General features: G+C 57.7%; 15 protein-coding genes, 2 pseudogenes and 1 riboswitch. Of the genes and pseudogenes, 12 read left to right on the top strand and 5 right to left on the bottom strand.

What is annotated here, in order from left to right; translation table 11 throughout:
* The first annotated feature begins 426 nt into the window (after positions 1–426).
* The 3 genes from petJ (at position 427) to IGS16_RS04815 (ending at position 2,362) form a co-directional block, all read left to right on the top strand.
* The gene (gene petJ / locus IGS16_RS04825) at positions 427–768 is read left to right on the top strand and encodes a cytochrome c6 PetJ (protein WP_297083784.1); all 342 of its coding nucleotides are present in this window, start codon (positions 427–429) and stop codon (positions 766–768) included.
* A gap of 7 nt (positions 769–775) precedes the next feature.
* Positions 776–1,714 carry a tetratricopeptide repeat protein gene (locus tag IGS16_RS04820; protein ID WP_297083781.1) on the top strand — a complete coding sequence of 313 codons (939 nt, stop codon included), beginning with the start codon at positions 776–778 and terminating at the stop codon, positions 1,712–1,714.
* An 84-nt stretch (positions 1,715–1,798) separates the two neighbouring features.
* Positions 1,799–2,362 (top strand): hypothetical protein, encoded by a 564-nt coding sequence (locus IGS16_RS04815; RefSeq protein WP_297083779.1) that lies wholly within the window; start codon positions 1,799–1,801, stop codon positions 2,360–2,362.
* A 126-nt stretch (positions 2,363–2,488) separates the two neighbouring features.
* On the opposite strand, the gene IGS16_RS04810 is transcribed toward IGS16_RS04815, so the two are convergent.
* Complete coding sequence (locus IGS16_RS04810; RefSeq protein ID WP_297083777.1) at positions 2,489–2,974, bottom strand: DM13 domain-containing protein; 486 nt, start codon at positions 2,972–2,974, stop codon at positions 2,489–2,491.
* Positions 2,975–3,285: 311 nt separating this feature from the next.
* Between IGS16_RS04810 and IGS16_RS04805 the strand changes: the two are divergent.
* From IGS16_RS04805 to IGS16_RS04785, 5 genes and pseudogenes are all read left to right on the top strand, one after another.
* Positions 3,286–3,480 (top strand): annotated as a pseudogene (locus tag IGS16_RS04805) (transposase); the annotation flags it as partial.
* Positions 3,481–3,627: 147 nt separating this feature from the next.
* On the top strand, positions 3,628–3,822 hold the full coding sequence (locus IGS16_RS04800; RefSeq protein ID WP_297083776.1) for a hypothetical protein: 195 nt from the start codon (positions 3,628–3,630) through the stop codon (positions 3,820–3,822).
* 242 nt (positions 3,823–4,064) lie between these two features.
* A complete protein-coding gene (locus IGS16_RS04795) occupies positions 4,065–5,510 on the top strand; it encodes a glycoside hydrolase family 13 protein (RefSeq protein WP_297083774.1) in 1,446 nt (481 codons plus the stop codon).
* A 59-nt stretch (positions 5,511–5,569) separates the two neighbouring features.
* Positions 5,570–6,343, top strand: a complete 774-nt coding sequence (hisA, locus tag IGS16_RS04790; RefSeq protein ID WP_297083772.1) for a 1-(5-phosphoribosyl)-5-[(5-phosphoribosylamino)methylideneamino]imidazole-4-carboxamide isomerase — start codon at positions 5,570–5,572, stop codon at positions 6,341–6,343.
* Positions 6,344–6,375: 32 nt separating this feature from the next.
* Positions 6,376–7,605 (top strand): DUF790 family protein, encoded by a 1,230-nt coding sequence (locus IGS16_RS04785; protein WP_297083771.1) that lies wholly within the window; start codon positions 6,376–6,378, stop codon positions 7,603–7,605.
* 66 nt (positions 7,606–7,671) lie between these two features.
* Here IGS16_RS04785 and IGS16_RS04780 read toward each other — a convergent pair whose 3' ends face one another.
* Positions 7,672–8,403, bottom strand: a complete 732-nt coding sequence (locus tag IGS16_RS04780) for a histidine phosphatase family protein (RefSeq protein ID WP_297083769.1) — start codon at positions 8,401–8,403, stop codon at positions 7,672–7,674.
* A 126-nt stretch (positions 8,404–8,529) separates the two neighbouring features.
* Positions 8,530–8,808: a hypothetical protein gene (locus IGS16_RS04775; RefSeq protein ID WP_297083767.1), complete on the bottom strand. Its 279-nt coding sequence runs from the start codon at positions 8,806–8,808 to the stop codon at positions 8,530–8,532.
* A 219-nt stretch (positions 8,809–9,027) separates the two neighbouring features.
* Between IGS16_RS04775 and IGS16_RS04770 the strand changes: the two genes are divergently transcribed.
* From IGS16_RS04770 to IGS16_RS04755, 4 genes are all read left to right on the top strand, one after another.
* Entirely contained in the window at positions 9,028–9,465 is a 438-nt protein-coding gene (locus IGS16_RS04770) for a helix-turn-helix transcriptional regulator (protein ID WP_297083765.1), read from the top strand.
* Positions 9,466–9,925: 460 nt separating this feature from the next.
* Entirely contained in the window at positions 9,926–10,882 is a 957-nt protein-coding gene (locus IGS16_RS04765) for a hypothetical protein (RefSeq protein ID WP_297083763.1), read from the top strand.
* Between the two features lie 63 nt (positions 10,883–10,945).
* Entirely contained in the window at positions 10,946–12,943 is a 1,998-nt protein-coding gene (locus IGS16_RS04760; RefSeq protein WP_297083761.1) for a CHAT domain-containing protein, read from the top strand.
* 108 nt (positions 12,944–13,051) lie between these two features.
* Positions 13,052–13,417: a DUF1818 family protein gene (locus tag IGS16_RS04755; RefSeq protein WP_297083759.1), complete on the top strand. Its 366-nt coding sequence runs from the start codon at positions 13,052–13,054 to the stop codon at positions 13,415–13,417.
* Here IGS16_RS04755 and cysC read toward each other — a convergent pair.
* Positions 13,404–13,970: pseudogene (gene cysC, locus IGS16_RS04750) on the bottom strand (adenylyl-sulfate kinase); the annotation flags it as partial. The gene IGS16_RS04755 and the pseudogene cysC overlap by 14 nt on opposite strands.
* 95 nt (positions 13,971–14,065) lie before the next feature.
* Positions 14,066–14,905 (bottom strand): ion transporter, encoded by an 840-nt coding sequence (locus IGS16_RS04745; protein ID WP_297083757.1) that lies wholly within the window; start codon positions 14,903–14,905, stop codon positions 14,066–14,068.
* A gap of 147 nt (positions 14,906–15,052) precedes the next feature.
* Positions 15,053–15,223: riboswitch (cobalamin riboswitch) on the top strand.
* The last annotated feature ends 101 nt before the right edge of the window (positions 15,224–15,324 follow it).

Below are 15,324 nucleotides of genomic sequence, written 5' to 3'. Positions count from 1 at the left end.
GTTGACCAGGAAAGGAGGCGATCGCCACACCCGCCAGCATTGACGCAGCAGCCGGAAATCCAACTAAACGGCTTTGCTAGAATCCGGAGCGTCCTGAGGGATTCAGACCGCCGCCAGAGTTGGGCGGGCGATGCGCTCACTAACTTTTGGAGACGCTGCCCTTAGACTGCCGCCTCCAACTGAGAACCAGCTTATTGAACGCTGAGGAAAGGCAAGAAAAACGCGATGTGTACTTTCGATTTGCCCTCATCCCCCAACCCCTTCTCCCAAGTCGGGAGAAGGGGAGCAAGAGAGGCTTGAAGTCGCTGGTGAAGCGCCAAAGGGATCTCGCCAAAGGGATTCTGATTTGACAGGCTGTCTTTTGACAATGCGGCTAGACTTCGAGACGATAAGCCTCCAGAAGGTTGATATCTGGAGAACACAACGATGAAACGAATTTTGCAGGCGCTTTCGATTGTGCTGTCGCTGGTGATTGGGCTGGGGGCGATCGCCCTGCCTGCCCATGCCGATGCGGATTTGGCGACTGGCGCAAAGGTATTTAGCGCCAACTGTGCCGCCTGCCACGCGGGGGGCATTAACCTGGTGAACGCTGAAAAAACCTTGAAGAAAGAAGCGCTGGAAAAATTTGGCATGAATTCCATCGCTGCCATCACGACTCAGGTAACCAACGGCAAAGCCGGGATGCCTGCGTTTAAGGGACGGTTGACCGATGAGCAAATTGCCGCCGTCGCTGCCTATGTTCTCGATCAAGCCGAGAAGGGCTGGTAGGTTGCCCATGCAGAAGCCAGACCCGCGACGGGCTTTGCAGCGTGTGGTTTCGGGGCTGATCGCGCTGGGGCTGCTGCTGACCCTTTGGTGGGGCAGAGGTTCCAGCGCGATCGCCGCGGAGGTGGTGTTGCAACAGCCTGATCGCGCAGCGCTGACGGCTGGAGTGGCAGCGTTTCGGCAGGGAGATTATCCAGCGGCGATCGCAGCCTTTAGTGAAGCCCTTCGCGCCAACCCAAATTTTGCGGCGGCCTATGGCGATCGCTGTCTGGTGCGAATTTATCAGCGCGAGTATACCGAGGCGATCGCCGACTGCACCCAAGCGCTGCGGCTCGATCCGCGCAATACCGAAGCGTATCTCAATCGCGGGCTGGCGCAGTATCGTCGGGGTGCCTATGCTGAGGCGATCGCCGACTTTACACAACTGCTCAGCCTTACGCCCCACGACCCCCGCGCCCGATATAATCGCGGACTGGCAAAGGCAGCGCAGGCGGCATACCGAGAGGCGATTGTGGACTATGGCGAAGCGCTGCGACAGGCTCCGCCGCAGGATCGCAAAATGCTAGCCCAGATTTATACCGATCGCGGCCTGGCGGAACTGCTGGTGGCCGACTCGCGAGGGGCGATCGCCGACCTAACGCAAGCCATTCAACTGGATAGCAGCAGTGCCCGTGCCTATCTCAACCGCGCCTGCGCCTATCACCGGGACGGAAACCTGGTGGCGGCTCTGAGCGATTTTGACCAGGCCATTGCCATTGATCCAACCTATGCAGAGGCGTATTTTGGGCGGGCGATGGTGCGACAGCAGCGCGGCGAGGCCGGCAGCGCGATCGCCGATTTGCGCGAGTCAGTGCGCTATTTTGGCGAACACCCGGAGCTTGCGCCAGACGCTTATCGACAGGCGGTGCAGTTGCTCAAGCAGTGGCGATCGCACACCTCGATCGGCTAGCGTCAGTTATTCATTTCACGCATTCATTTCGCGTATGCATTTCACGCCTTCAAGATGCAAGTGAGTAAGAAAAGATTAGATAATATGAAAAAAGGCTTCAAATTGGGCTGGGCGATTCGCGAAGCGATCCTTGCAGGAATCGCCATTGGCTGTGGAGCGATCGCAGTCCCCACAGGACTGATTCACGCTTCTACCCCCATGCCCTTGCGATACGCCCACGAAGGACACTCGCACAGCGAACCGCACGGCGTAGGCTCAACCCATACCCATCCGCCCCACTCCCCGCATCACGGCGCACATGACCACGAACACGGGATGCTGGAAATTCCCGCAGGACAGCCTGTTCCCACAGTCGAACTGGTGATTCATCCAGACGCTCGTCGGGGCTGGAATTTGGAAATTCAGGTGACAAACTTTACCTTTGCGCCAGAGCGGGTCAATCAGACCAGCAGTTTCCAGGAAGGGCACGGTCATTTGTACATTGACGGGGTGAAGATAACCCGCCTGTATGGAAACTGGTATTACCTGGAAAGCCTCGCCCCTGGAACCCACGAAATTACCGTCAGCTTGAACGCAAACGGGCACGAAGCGCTGATGCACAATGGACAGCCAATTCAAGCGACCCAGCAAGTCGTGGTGCAACCCTAGAATGCTTAAACGCGCTGCTTGATGAGGCTTCCTCACGAACAAGAAATGGCACAGGGCGATGGATCACTCGATGCGCGATCGCCCTGTGCTGAGCAGACAGTAGTAAATGTGGAAAGCCGGACTATTCTATTGCCCCAGCGTGGCGTAGCCGATGGTGGCATTTGCCATGCGACACCAAATCACAGCAGACTTGAAGGAAGACACATTCACCGAGTCAGGAATAGGATAGCGCTGCGATCCGGTGGTCGAATGAAGGCTTCCCAAGTTCACGAATCGACCCAGATTACTATAACTCTGCGGCGGATTAGCATCCGTATCCAGCACCACATGCAGGTCTAGCGCTTGATCTGTGGTGCTAAAGGTCGAGTCAAACTCCAGATAGCGCTGCCCCCCTTCGACGACGATCCGGGCATTGCCGGTGGTCGGCGCTTCGGCCGCCTTGAATACACCGGCGACCAGAACAGACACTTGCTGTTGGGCTATTTCAATCTGAGTGGGGATGCGGGTCTGGGCTGGAGGATTGGCGATCGCTCCGGTAGAGGCCGCAAGAGCCAGCGCTGAGGTCAAAACAGACAACCCAAAAAGACGCAGAGATTTGGGTGGGAGTTGCATAGGGAAGATCCTTAAGGTGAGTGATAGATAGCAGGCAAGCCACCTCTACAGGAGGTGTCGGCTTAAGCATGAACCTTCAAGCTGAAGCCAGCCTAAGGCTTCCCCGAGCGGAGACAGATAAGAGACTGAGAATCTTCTGAAGGGCGATCGCGCTGATTCATTGCACCCATTCACTAACCCTATAAGTCGCACGCCCACCACCCAGCGTGTGTCCTTTCCACATCAGCCCACTTTATCACCTCCGGATCTCCGCTGCTCTCTGCTGCACGCCCTCCATGTTCCTCACCTCCCCATTGATGGATACCTGCCACTGGAGCATCGAAGTTGTGCTGCGGCGCGAGGGGACAAAAGGCTTCGTGGTGCTCCCTAGACGCTGGACAGTAGAGCGTACCTACGGTTGGCTGCACTGGTGTCGTCGGCTGAATCTTGATTACGAGCGCTTGACCGCTTCATCCGAAGCCTTCATCCACAGTGCGATGATTCGTCTGATGCTGCGTAGGCTGGCTTGGAGTTTTGCTACACTCTCCGTATTTCTAAACACCCTCTTAGAAACATCTCCAGCAGAGGTTGTCATTTGGCAATCAGCCTTTCTGATTGACTCATTAAGCTAAATTCAGAAACGTCAGTGCGATTGTGGGTAAATCACTAAAACAATGGCGACTGAAGCGATTACGCTCGAAGTCTCGCAAGATATTCTGGCGGCGCTCAAAATGGGCGCAACCGATTTGGGGCAGCAGATTCGTCTTTTGGCGGCGATACCGATCGTCCGTTGCATGAACCGTTTTCCTTTCTCCAAGCCCCTGCTATCTATCGTATCGGACACGATACAGCATTTTCTTGCGGGGTGAGGCACATGCTGCCCTCACGAGGCAAGGGCTTATTGACCATCCGTGCGCCTCACTAGCTTCAAAAACGCTGTAGCTGAGTAAGTCAGTATCCGTCTCCACCGACAGATCGTTAATTGATCCAACTGATAGACCCAGCATTTCGGTGGCTTGTGGCATAGTTCGGGTGTCGGGGACATAGACCCGGAAACAGACCGCTGTTCTAAAGCCCTGACCCCCACCTCTACCCCCTGTTCTCATTGCTCATGTCCATCCACACACCTGACTGGGTAAAACACGCCGTTTTCTATCAAATCTTTCCTGATCGTTTTGCCCGCAGCAGCCAGCTTCATCCAGTGTTTAGCTCAGCAGCGCTGGAGCCGTGGGACGCGCCGCCCACCTTTCATGGCTATAAGGGCGGCGACCTCTGGGGCGTGGTCGATCAGCTTGACTATCTGCAAGATTTGGGCGTTACGGCTATCTACTTTACGCCCGTGTTCCAGTCTGCCAGCAACCACCGCTACCACACCCACGACTACTATCAGGTCGATCCGCTGCTGGGGGGCAATGAGGCGCTGGAGAAGCTGCTCACCTCTGCCCACAGCCGGGGCATTCGTATTTTGCTGGATGGCGTGTTTAATCATTCCAGTCGGGGATTTTTCTTTTTTAACGATATTTTGGAAAACGGGTCGCGATCGCCCTGGGTAGACTGGTTCCGCATCCACGACTGGCCGCTCTCGGCCTACGACGACGAAAAGCCCGCCAACTATGCCAGCTGGTGGGGATTGCGGGCACTGCCCCAGTTTAACCACGACAACCCTGCCGTGCGGGAATACCTGATGCAAATCGGCGAATACTGGATCAAGCGGGGCGTAGACGGCTGGCGGCTGGATGTGCCCAATGAGATTAAAGCCGATGGGTTCTGGCAGGAATTTCGCGATCGCGTCAAAGCGATCAACCCCGAAGCCTATATTGTCGGCGAGATTTGGGAAGATGCACGGCATTGGCTGGATGGGACGCAGTTTGACGGTGTGATGAATTATTTGTTTACTGCGCCGACGATTGCGTTTGCAGCGGGCGATCGCGTCGATTTGCCCCTAGTGGAAAATCGCTCCTATCGTCCCTATCCGGCGCTAGATGCCGCAGGCTACGCCGCCAAAATCCAAGAACTGCTTGACCTTTATCCCTGGGAGATTCACCTGACGCAGTTGAACCTGCTGGATAGCCACGACACGGCCCGGCTGATTTCGATTGCTCAGGGCGATCGCACTAGCGTGAAGCTTGCGACCCTGCTGCTGCTTACCTTTCCCGGTGCGCCCAGCATTTACTATGGCGACGAGGTGGGGCTACCGGGCGGCAGCGACCCCGACTGTCGGCGCGGCTTCCCTACCCCCGACCAGTGGGATCGCGACGCACTGGCCTATCATCGCGAACTCATTGCCCTGCGTCACAATCATCCGGCCCTCCGCACGGGCGACTATCGCACCCTCGCCGCTGTAGGGCATTGCTATGTGTTCTCGCGCACCCTCGGTCAGGATTCCCTGCTCGTCGCTGTCAATGCTGGTCTCGACCCCGCTGAAGTCACCCTGACCGCCGACACCCTACCCACCAACCCCGTCGATCGCCATCTCTGGGGCACGGGCGATTTTCACATTACAGAAGGACAATTGACCCTGCGCCTGCCGGGTCGGTCGGGGCTGGTGTTGGGGTGATCCTGAGATCATGGGATGATGAAAGACTGAAATAACCTGAAGCACTCCTGTTTTCCCTCATGGATGTAATTCCCGCCATTGACCTCCTCGACGGCCGCTGTGTGCGGCTCTATCAAGGCGACTATGCCCAGTCGGAGGTGTTTCACGACGATCCGGTGGTGGTGGCGCAGGAGTGGGTGGCGCAGGGCGCAACGCGGCTGCATCTGGTAGATCTGGATGGAGCCAAGGCGGGGTATGTGGTCAATGGGGATGTGATCGAGGCGATCGCCCGTTCTGTGCCAGTTCCGGTCGAAGTGGGTGGCGGCTTGCGCGATCGCCAGAGCGTGGCGGAGGTGCTGAGGCTGGGCGTGCGCTGGGCGATTTTGGGCACGGTGGCGGTAGAAAATCCCGATTTAGTCGCGCAACTGTGCCAAGAGTTCCCAGGGCAAATCATCGTCGGCATTGATGCCCGAAACGGCAAGGTAGCCACTCGTGGCTGGCTGGAAACTTCAGAAGTAGATGCAATTCCCCTGGCGCAGCGAATGGCCGACCTGGGCGCAGCCGCAATTATCTATACTGATATCCACCGCGACGGCACGCTGCAAGGGCCCAACCGCGAGGCGCTGCGAGAACTGGCCAACGCGATTTCCATTCCTGTGATTGCCTCTGGCGGCATTAGCTCGACCAGCGACCTGATGGGTCTGATGGCGCTGGAGCCGATGGGGGTGACGGGGGCGATCGTGGGGCGGGCACTCTACACGGGCGCATTGTCGCTCCGGGAGGCGGTCCGTGCCGTCGGTCAGGGCCGCTGGCAGGATGTGCCCCCCGACCTTGGCTTCTCGACCTTCGCCTGATTGCCCGATCGCCCGTCTCGCCCTGTCCCCCGATGCTGCCCTCTGACCTGCTGATCCACCGACCCCGCGGCGAAAGCCTAGAGCCGAAACGATTGGCGCTGAATGACCCGAATCGGGCGATCGCCACCGACCTGATCAACCAGTTCCAGCAGCACGTTGGCAAAACCCAGGGCGAACTCGACAGCCAACTCCGCGAAATGGAGGGCGAAGAAACGGATTTCAAGGTCAAGCGGGGACTGGCGCACCTGCTCAAAAGCGAGGCCTTTAGCACATTTGAAATCGTCAGTCCTCTGGAGCCGACACAACTGCGAGAGCGCGTCTTTGCTCTGGCTGCCCAGCGCGTCCCCTCGTCCCCAGCCACCGAGCAAACGCTCCAAACCCTGGCGACCCAGCTCAGCGCCGAGCTAGAGCGCGAAGTCTTCCCCGACCACATTCGCGCCGGACTCTACGCCGACCTGTCCGAAAACCGCATCCTCACCCGCTTCGAGCCGCCCACGCCCGATGCCCTCTTGCATCGCTACAACCTGTCTCAGGTGCAGGGCGTGTTTTATAAAGCCAGCCACCTCACCCTCACTGCCCATCGCAACGATCCCGGCGAATACAAGCTATTGTTTCGCTATCTCAAGCTCTTTGGGCTAATGGCCTACATCGAGGGCGATGCGGATCACGGCTTTACCATCACCATCGACGGGCCCGCCAGCCTGTTTGGCAACAGCACCCGCTACGGCACCGACATTGCCAAGCTGCTGCCTGCTCTGCTGCACGTCACCAAATGGAGCCTGAAAGCTGAACTGCAATGGCGCGACACTTACACGGGCGAAGTGCGACTGCGCCGCTTTGCGCTGGATTCCGACTGCGGACTGGTGAGCCATTATCCACCGGGCAAGCCCTACGACAGTATGCTGGAGTCTGCCTTTGCCGAACGCTGGGATGCGCTGAAAACCGACTGGCGGCTGGAGCGCGAGGTAGACCTGATCCCAATTCCCGGCAGCGTGATGATTCCGGACTTTCGGCTAGTGCATCCCGACGGGCGATCGGTGCTGCTGGAAATTGTCGGCTACTGGCGACCAGAGTATCTCCGCAAAAAGTTTTCGCAGGTGCGACAGTCAGACTGCGAGAATCTGATTCTGGCAGTTTCCGAACGGCTGAATCTGGAAAAGGCGGGTGTAAAGCCGCAGGACTCACCCGCCCGCATCGTCTGGTTCAAAGATAAGCTCCAGCCCAAAGCGGTGCTGGCGGCCCTTGAAGAGAGCAGCCCTTAGCCTATAGCTCCAGATCAGGCACTATTTCTCGCTATATTCTTCTCATTTCTGGGTTTGCTAGGGCAGCTAGAAATCTCGCAAATGACTAGTGTCGTTAAATCGACGGATATGCCAGAGGTCGCTGTTCCATCGGTTGGGATTGTCGGGGGATAGTCCCCAGCGCGATCGCTCTAGCCAAAACTCAAACACAGCCGTATTTTTTGTAGAGCAATGCCAAGTGCGATCGCTCCCCAGCATGGCCGCAATGAGATGCTGCAAGATCCAGCTATGGGTGACGATCCACAGCGTTTCGCCGTTGCAATGCATGGCCAAAACCCGCTGGATAAACCGCTCAGCGCGATCGCGCCCGTCTTGCAGGGTTTCAGCTCCTGGTGCGGGAATCCAGTCGGGTGAGGCTTCCAGATCAGCACAGAGTTCGGGATATCGCTCCCGCGCTTCGTCCCAGGTCAGCCCTTTGAAAATGCCGTTTTGAAATTCCAGCAGTTCCTCAGCGTATTCAATCGTCGGTTCAATCGTAGGAATAGAAATTGGACGCGGAACTGGTTCGCTCGTTCTCTGAGCCAGCAAGATTTCTGCCGTTTGCGCTGCCCGCTTGAGGGGACTGCTGTAGACCTTCGAGGGCGGCTGTCCCCTTGCCCACAGGCGTTCTGCCAGTTGCCGCGCCTGCTGCCGGCCGCGTGCCGTTAGCTCATAGTCGGCATGGCCCTGCATCCGCCGCTCCACATTGCCCACCGACTCGGCATGGCGAATGAAGAGCAGCTTGAGTCGATCCTGGCTGAAATCAGCATCCTGAGCCATTGGCCTGCCTGCAAGAGAAAAGGAAACTGTTTTGGATTGTAAAGGCTGTTTGGAATCGTTGGGCTGGAGTGTTTGGGCTGCGCGGACTCGCTCACGCAACCCGACGTTCGGAGACGGTTCACCGGATTATCCAATCGGCAGCATCGGCTGGACTGGGTAAATCCGTTCAGGCGTGGGCTGCGAGCGAGGCGTTTGAACCCCGCCCGTATTCATCACGAGCCACAGCAGCACTCCCAGCAAAATCGCCAGAATGAAGCCGCCGCTGGGGCCACCTGCTGGGTCTTGGCGTTCGATGCGATAGCGATCGCCCGTGTTGGGGTCAAAGGCTTCCCGGTCGGAAAGCTTGACCAGGCGGCGAGAGTCGCTGCGGAAATCGTCGTTGTGGTCGTCTGGCAAAATCAGCATGATTTTCAGTTCCCCCGGAAATATTTTCAAGGCTTTGTCGTTGCCAGCCAGTCTGCTGCTCCCAAAGCCGATTGGCGGAAACTATAAATAGTTTAACCTAAAAAATTACAGGGTTAAAGCATTAGGTTTACATTCTTGTATAAGGTTTAATACACAACTAAAATTGCCTAAAACTTGTGTTAGGCTGAGCCTCTAGAACCATCAGATCGGGAGGACTGAATGCACACCCCAGAACCCCGCTCTCGCATTGCGGAACTTCGCAAAGCGGCTGGACTCACTCAGCTTCAGCTTTCGCAGCGAGTCGGCGTGACAGAAACTACTATTGCCAACTGGGAACGTGGTCGCGGCGGCCTGGATTGGATTGTCAAGCTGATCCGGCTGTGCGATGCGCTGAACTGCAATCTCAAAGACCTGATTGAAGATCCGGCGACGACTGCTGCGCCGCTGCTGTCGCTGGAGGAGGCGCAAGCCCTGATGCGACCACCTGCGCCGACCCATCCGCCCGCAGCAGAACCCGAGGCGATCGCCCCCCTACCCGCTGCCCCCGTCGCAGAACCCAATACGCTATCCCTCAGCGACGCACAGCGACTCATGGGCAGTCCGGCTCCTGAGCCTGCTCCAGAGGCGACGCAACAACAGCCCCGCTCCATCGGCTAGCGGCCGTGCCCCAGCCAGATTCTCAGCCCGTCCAAAAAGTTCATTTAGCTCAGCTAGTTCAGCAAATAATTCAACGGCTGTGTCAACTGCCCCCGAATACAAGCAAATAATGCTATCATCAACCCATCCGAGTCAAAGATATCATTTTTCGGTATCAATCCCGCCATCAATCCCGCCATCAATCCTGCCGTCAACTGCGCTTTGTCGAGGGAGTCCACACGGCCAAAGGGCGATCGCACTGCCCGCGTCCTGGTTCTGACGGTTTAGCGCAACGGCCGCCTTGTGGATGATGACCGACCCTCGCGCCCGGTTTGCTCTGTCTTTAGGAGGAGTTTTGGGGCTGGGGCCAACGCCAAATCATAAGGCTGAGTCATCAGGCTGAGTCTTTTAGATAAGCCCCCTCACCAAACCCCTTGAGGAGTCTGCACCGCTACTCACGTCACGCTCAGGAGAGAGTTTCATGGTTTCTAATCGCTTCCCCCAATCGCTCTGTACCCGGTGCTACATGCTAGACGCAGATTTGTTGGTGGATCTGATTTTGAGCCGTCCGAGCATCAGCGCCGACTATGCCAGCTTTCTGTGGCAATGCTTGCAGCAGCGGCAGATCCACGGCTGCATTACCGAACTGGGCTATCAGCGGCTCTGCATTATCATGAACCAGCGCGACGCTCGTCATGCCCAGACCCTCGCCGAAATGCTGATGCGGATGCTGACGGTGTGTCGGAGCGATGCCAACATCTGGCTGCGGGCCCATAGCCAGCCCTTTGAATACGACTCGGCTGAAGAAATTGCCTGTGCACTGCACTACCGCATGGACGGGCTGATTACCCATCGCCCAGAACAGTTTGAGGGCGCGGGCGTTCCGGTGCTGTCGCCGCGCGATGTGCTGGAATATCACCTGCGGCGATCGCTCCAGCCCCCAGCTCACCATTCCTTCCCTCTCCCCGCCCGCTCGATCACGCATCTGGCGACCTGGCACAATGGACAGTTCGATGCGTCCTGGCTGCCGCTGGCAGACATTTGGGATCAGGGACATCTGGGCACGATTTGCCGCGACGCATCGCCCTATGCCGCCCTGTCATCCGCTGGCGGCCCGCGGCCCGTCGCCCGTGGCAAATTCGTCGAGGTGCGCCATTTTGACCGACGGCTGGAGTGGGTGGCGCTGATTGTGCAGATCTGCCCGACGCAGCAGCCTGATGTATTTGATTTATCCGTCATCTGCGCGGCCCGCGATGGCGGCGACCTGCCCGCAGGCTTGCAACTGTGGGTGGTCGATCAGCAGGGTCATGAGTCGATGTCTGCCCAGCCCAGCCGCAGCGGTCGAGCCACACTCCAGTTTGAAGGACAGACGGGCGAAGCATTTGATGTGGTGATCAGCCTGGGAGGCGATCGCCACGTCGAAACCTTCCTGATTTGAGCCTTTCCAAACCCCCCTTAGCTCCCAATCCCCAACCCCTACGCCTACTCCGGAGGCATAGCCATGACGAAACTCGTTCTGCTAAGACTAGACGGCGATCTGGCATCGGGCGTGCAGGTCGGTCTGGAAGTGGGCGAAGACGGCAAGCAGCCAGAGCTAGAGTCGTCCGGTCGGCTGCCGCCCCAGCCCCGCCTGCTGGAATACTTCAACTACTGGCGGTATTGCTATCGTCAGTTGCCCATGCCGACGCGCCTGCGCCCCAAACAGGTGTCTTATACCAGTTCGGTTTGGTCGTGCATCCGAGCTTGCCAGACGGCGGCCAACTATCTCCAGCGGGCAATGTCGAACTGGCTGGCGGCAAGGGAATTTCGCCCCATCAAAGAGGATTTGCTCTGCGAACTCAAGCGCAACGACACCGTGCGCGTGCTAGTCCATACCCGCGACCCGCTGCTGGCGCAGTTGCCCTGGCACTTGTGGGACTTTTTTGAGCGCTATCCCAATACGGAACTGGCCTTTAGCTCGCCTGCTGCCCAGCGCACTCGTCCGGTGCTGGCTGTGCCGCCCAGCGGTCGGGTGCGGATTTTGGCAATTTTGGGCAACAGCATCGGGATTGATGTCGCCACCGACCGCGCCCTGCTAGAGCAATTGCCCCTGGCGGAGGTGAAGTTTCTAGTGGAACCGTCGCGCCAGGATATTAGCGGTCGCCTGTTTGAGCAAACCTGGGACATTCTCTTTTTTGCTGGGCATAGCGAAAGCGTTGAGGGGGCGGGCGCGAAGGGGGGCGATCGCGGGCGAATTTTTATCAATCAGACCGACAGTTTGGCGATCGCCGACTTTCGGGCCAGCCTCGACAAAGCCGTGCAGCGCGGCCTGAAGCTGGCAATTTTGAACTCTTGCAACGGGCTGGGCTTGGCGCAAGATCTGCGACAGCTTCACATCCCCCAGCTCATCGTCATGCGCGAACCCGTTCCAGATCGCATCGCCCAGGAATTTCTGAAATACTTCCTCAGCGCCTTTTGTCGCGGCACTCCGCTGTATCTGTCAGTGCGGGAGGCCCGCCAGCGTCTAGCAGAACTGGAGCGCGATTTTCCCTGCGCCAGTTGGTTGCCTGTGATTTTTCAAAATCGAGCCGAGATGCCGCCAAGTTGGGCAGATCTGCTAGGCGAGAAAGGGATGGCGCTGCAAGCCACCTCGTTGGGGCAGCGGTTTGGGAACCCTGCCGAATCCACGCTGACCAGCCTGGACTCCCGGCATAATCTGGCGCGAGAGGGGCGATATGGAGATCAGGAGCATCCCTTCCGAGAACCCGTACAAGCGGCTCCTGACGGGCGATCGCCCCTCGCCGTGGCCCCGCCCGAAACCTATCTCCTCCCCCTTGCCGAGGCTTTCTCCCATCCTCGACAGATTTCCCCAGAGGAAACTTTATGGGATGCTTCTATTCCGGGTTCCACTCCTGGGAATTCTGAATGGAGAACTCCGAGTTCTACCCATTTGGATGCTCTACCGCCATCAACCACCGCCATGCCAAACCTAAGCCAACCCGCCGCCCAGCCCGACCAACCCACGCCGCCTGCTGTTCCATTCCCTGCCCCCGCGCCCCAGCCAGCAGCGGTTCCCACGCCTGCGGTACCGACTGCGACCGCGCCGACTGTACCACCTATGCCACCTGCGCCGACCGCGCCGACCGCGCCGACCGTGCCGACTGCGCCAGAGCGCACCAGTCCCGAATATAGCGCCCCCACCACTGACCCCAATTCCGCCGAAGCCAAGCCTGCTCCTGGGATTGAGGCAACCCCTGCCCCACTCACCTGGCTGCCAGAAGAAGTTTTGCCCATCACCGACCTGCTGGGCGTGGGCCCTGCCAGCGACCAAGGCGTTGTGAAAGAAGCCATTTACCCCGGCTATACGGGCTGGGTCATGCACGAGGGAACTCGCTGGAAAGCGTGCCTGGATTTGCCCTGGCGGCAGCTTCATCTCCCGGTCAATACGCCCGTGCGCGTGCTGGGGCGGCTCGACGGCACGAATATTTTGGTGGTTGAGCCGATCCGAATGGCGGAATAAGCGGAGCGACGAACGAAGGTGTGAGAAGCCCCGCAGACGCTTGACTGGCTATCTAAAATCGCAAATCCAAAATCGCAAATCCAAAATCCAAAATCGATATTACTCCCAATGCCTCGTACCCTCAAACGCGGCCCCGGCTGGCAAATCGGCTGGGACGAAGACGCGCCCGAATTTGCTGGACTCGTCGGCGGCGACGATTGGGCGCTGGAGCTAACCGCAGCGGAACTGGAGGATTTTTGTCGGCTGGCGGGGCAACTGGCGGAAACCATGAGCCAGATGGGGGCAGAACTAATGGAAGAGGAGCGTATTGCCTGTGAACTGGAGAGCGATCGCCTCTGGCTAGAGGTCGAAGGGTTTCCCCAGTCCTACAGTCTGCGGATGATCCTGCTGACGGGCCGCCGCGCCGAGGTGGGATGGAACGCAGCGGCCGTGCCAGGACTGATTCAAGCAGCCCAGACGCTTACGATTTTTTGAGCGAGGCGGCGGGTTGTCCAGACAGGTAGCCCTGCTGCTTCAGGAAATTCAGCACCTTGGCGGCGCTCTCTTCTAGGGTTTCCTGGTCAGTGCGGCATTCTACTTCAGGATTTAGCGGCGCTTCGTAGGGGTCGTCGATGCCTGTGAACTGCTTGATTTCGCCCGCCCGCGCTTTTTTGTAGAGGCCCTTCACGTCGCGCTCTTCGCACACGCTGAGCGGTGCATTGACGTATACTTCCACAAAATCTCCGATGCGATCGCGCATTTCATCGCGCACGTTCCGATAGGGCGAAATCGCCGACACTAGCACAATTACGCCATTGCGGCTGAGCAGATGCGCCACAAAGCCAATGCGGCGGATGTTTTCGTCTCGGTCTTCCTTGCTAAAGCCTAGCCCCTTGGTGAGATGCTGGCGCACAATGTCGCCGTCCAGCACTTCTACCGCCAAGCCGCGATCGCGCAATTCCTTTTCCACCGCCATGCGAATCGTCGTCTTGCCCGCGCCGCTCAGCCCGGTAAACCAAACTGTGACCCCTCGCTGCTGCATTGCTGTTTGCTCCTCACGATAGAACTAGCGCACCCCTGGGCCCGCTGACGAGTGCAAGCCCAGAGCGCTCTGGAAAACCAGAAATAAAACTGCACCCTAGTCTACTTGATCACGTTCTCCACTTGAGTTGGATTTGTATCACTCTCACCCAAAAAAATCTCTGGCTTCGCAGGCAGCCGCGTCCCGCAGTTTTTGCAAAACAGGGCATCCTGGTCATGCACCGACAGGTCGCAATTCAGGCATTGCACAGCGACACGGGTGCCCGTTTTAACCAACTGCTTGATCAAATCGCCCAACTGCCAGGGAATGAACAAAATTCCGGTCAACAGCATCAAAATGGTGAGCGATCGCCCGCCATCGGTAATCGGCACCACATCGCCCAAGCCCGCCGTGGAAATGGTCGAAATCGAGAAGTAAATCGCGTCAAAAAACGTGTTGAATTGCTCCGGGTTGACCGGATGTTCGACCTGATAGATCAGCCCAGAATAGACAAACACGATCGAAAATAGCGTGAACAAAATGCGGGCAAAAATGGCGCTGTCTTCCGTCGTGACATAGCCAAACACCGTCCGCCCTTCAAAAAATCGCGCCAGCCGCAAAATCCGAAACCAGCGGAAAATGCGGATAAACCGAATATCCACTGCGCCCAAGAAAAATGGCAAAATCGCCATCAAATCAATCAGCCCAAAGAGACTGAATACAAACTTGAGCCGATCTTCTGCACACCACAGCCGCAGCAAATATTCCAGCGAAAACAGCAGCAGCAGTGCTAGATCCAGCGCCCCCAAAACCGTCCGCCACTCCTCCGACAGCGGATAGGTCTGCGCGACAAAAATCGCCACCGACAGCAGCACCAGCCCGGTAATCAGCAGGTTGAGCGCCTTTCCGGTAGGCGTGTCGATATCTTCGAGGTAAAAGGCGATGCGCTTGCGAAAGGACATTGGGAAAACGCAATTGAAAACGCACTAAAAAACGCAATTGAAAACGCAATCCGGGGAAGGACGCGATCCCGCGATCCTCTTATTATCCCCTCATTCCCAATCTGGGACACATCCCAATCCCCCTCTCCCCCATTCCACGATTCCCCGCCTGGGGTAAGATGGCTAGGCACATGTGAACAGCCGCAGGGTGGGAAAGTCCGGTGAGAGTCCGGCGCTGTGCCGCAGCTGTGATGGGAGTCTGAGCATATTGAATTGGTTAGACATTGATCAAACCAAAACTCCCCAGCCAGAACGCCAGCCTGCTGTTTTTTCACTCTAGCTCCCGCGTCGCACGGGAATGGAGTTTTGATTTTTATGACCCTTTCTATTGACCCCGTTTCTTCAAAGTCCAATTTACCCATTGCTGGGAACCCTGAGCC

Source organism: Thermoleptolyngbya sp. C42_A2020_037, from assembly GCF_015272455.1.
GTDB lineage: Bacteria > Cyanobacteriota > Cyanobacteriia > Elainellales > Elainellaceae > Thermoleptolyngbya.
The sequence above is the reverse complement of the archived record's forward strand: the minus strand, read 5'-3'. Positions and strand labels throughout refer to the sequence as shown.

What these genes read in the sequence shown, in the direction of transcription:
- IGS16_RS04765 (WP_297083763.1), top strand. Translation starts at nt 9,926, where the DNA reads ATGGTTTCTAATCGCTTCCCCCAATCGCTCTGTACCCGGTGCTACATG.
- IGS16_RS04820 (WP_297083781.1), top strand. Translation starts at nt 776, where the DNA reads ATGCAGAAGCCAGACCCGCGACGGGCTTTGCAGCGTGTGGTTTCGGGG.
- IGS16_RS04815 (WP_297083779.1), top strand. Translation starts at nt 1,799, where the DNA reads ATGAAAAAAGGCTTCAAATTGGGCTGGGCGATTCGCGAAGCGATCCTT.
- petJ (WP_297083784.1), top strand. Translation starts at nt 427, where the DNA reads ATGAAACGAATTTTGCAGGCGCTTTCGATTGTGCTGTCGCTGGTGATT.
- IGS16_RS04780 (WP_297083769.1), bottom strand. Translation starts at nt 8,403, where the DNA reads ATGGCTCAGGATGCTGATTTCAGCCAGGATCGACTCAAGCTGCTCTTC.
- hisA (WP_297083772.1), top strand. Translation starts at nt 5,570, where the DNA reads ATGGATGTAATTCCCGCCATTGACCTCCTCGACGGCCGCTGTGTGCGG.
- IGS16_RS04755 (WP_297083759.1), top strand. Translation starts at nt 13,052, where the DNA reads ATGCCTCGTACCCTCAAACGCGGCCCCGGCTGGCAAATCGGCTGGGAC.
- IGS16_RS04810 (WP_297083777.1), bottom strand. Translation starts at nt 2,974, where the DNA reads ATGCAACTCCCACCCAAATCTCTGCGTCTTTTTGGGTTGTCTGTTTTG.
- IGS16_RS04760 (WP_297083761.1), top strand. Translation starts at nt 10,946, where the DNA reads ATGACGAAACTCGTTCTGCTAAGACTAGACGGCGATCTGGCATCGGGC.
- IGS16_RS04745 (WP_297083757.1), bottom strand. Translation starts at nt 14,905, where the DNA reads ATGTCCTTTCGCAAGCGCATCGCCTTTTACCTCGAAGATATCGACACG.
- IGS16_RS04795 (WP_297083774.1), top strand. Translation starts at nt 4,065, where the DNA reads ATGTCCATCCACACACCTGACTGGGTAAAACACGCCGTTTTCTATCAA.
- IGS16_RS04800 (WP_297083776.1), top strand. Translation starts at nt 3,628, where the DNA reads ATGGCGACTGAAGCGATTACGCTCGAAGTCTCGCAAGATATTCTGGCG.
- IGS16_RS04770 (WP_297083765.1), top strand. Translation starts at nt 9,028, where the DNA reads ATGCACACCCCAGAACCCCGCTCTCGCATTGCGGAACTTCGCAAAGCG.
- IGS16_RS04785 (WP_297083771.1), top strand. Translation starts at nt 6,376, where the DNA reads ATGCTGCCCTCTGACCTGCTGATCCACCGACCCCGCGGCGAAAGCCTA.
- IGS16_RS04775 (WP_297083767.1), bottom strand. Translation starts at nt 8,808, where the DNA reads ATGCTGATTTTGCCAGACGACCACAACGACGATTTCCGCAGCGACTCT.